Annotated in this window: 1 protein-coding gene; it reads left to right on the top strand. The window is 42.7% G+C overall.

All coding sequences use genetic code 11. From position 1 onward, the window contains the following. Window positions 1-168 precede the first annotated feature (168 nt). On the top strand, window positions 169-927 hold the full coding sequence (locus tag KIV40_RS34100; RefSeq protein ID WP_285353870.1) for an ABC transporter substrate-binding protein: 759 nt from the start codon (window positions 169-171) through the stop codon (window positions 925-927). Window positions 928-1,074 lie beyond the last annotated feature (147 nt).

Below are 1,074 nucleotides of genomic sequence, written 5' to 3'. Positions count from 1 at the left end.
CAGTGAACAAAGTGCTGATAGCGATGGTTATCCCGATCAATTGACGAGATAGTCCGATATAGCGCTTTCCTTGTTTCACCATACATAAATTCCGTTTTTTAAGTTTAGTAAATCACTATTACTCAACTAGTATAATAGTAGTCGTCCTACAAATAACCAGGGAAGGTTATGAAAAAATATCTTCTTTCAACTGCAATAGCAGCTTTATTTTCAAGTGGTTACGCTGTTTCATCTGAACCACTTCATTACTACATCATCTCTAGCCAAGCACAGCCTTTTCAAATAGAAGAGGAAGGCGGAGCACATGAGGGGATGGTGACCGATATCGTTGAAGCCGTCTTTCAAGACAGTGAATACGACATCAACTACCACACCTACCCTTTCAACCGCATGATCTCCAAACTAGAAGCTCGCGAGAATGATAACTGGGTGACCTACGGCAGCCCGAGTTGGGGAAATATCCAAGCAGAGAATCTCTCCGATATCCCAATTTACAATGTAAAACATTCACTGTTGAGCAGTGGTCAAAAGCCGTTTGAGTTTAACAGCATAGACGATTTAGAGGGCAAAGGTGTGGTACTGCTACTCGGCTTTGAATATCCAAACCTCGAACCGTACATCAACGAAGGAAAACTGAATGAGATTCGAGTAAAAGACTATACTGCTGCTTTCCGCGTACTCAATCGAACGCCAGGGGACACAGTCTTCGTTGAGATGGAGTCCCGAATTAAGTACAACCTTAAAGACCAAAATCTCAACATCGATGACTATCAGTTACAAAGATTTGGCTCCGTGATCAATGACTACCCTATTCCCCTTGCCTTTGACCCTCAAATGAAGCCTGGACTGCAGTCATTTATGAATCAGCGTTTAGTAGAAATGAGAGATAATGGGCAACTTGATGATATCGTTGATAAATACCTCTAGTTAACCCTATTAACCTCAGTCTAAATCTAGCAAGAGCCTCAAGTCTGACTTGGGGCTTTTTTAGTGATGCACCTTGAAGCTCTCTCTAGGGCGCGAAAACAACAGTGGCACTGCAAGTAAATCACGCTCACTCTGTGTGGCCACAGG

Source organism: Vibrio sp. D173a, assembly GCF_030248475.1.
The sequence above is the reverse complement of the archived record's forward strand: the minus strand, read 5'-3'. Positions and strand labels throughout refer to the sequence as shown.

Excerpts from the sequence above, each read along its gene's own strand:
- KIV40_RS34100 (WP_285353870.1), top strand. The coding sequence starts at position 169 with ATGAAAAAATATCTTCTTTCAACTGCAATAGCAGCTTTATTTTCAAGT.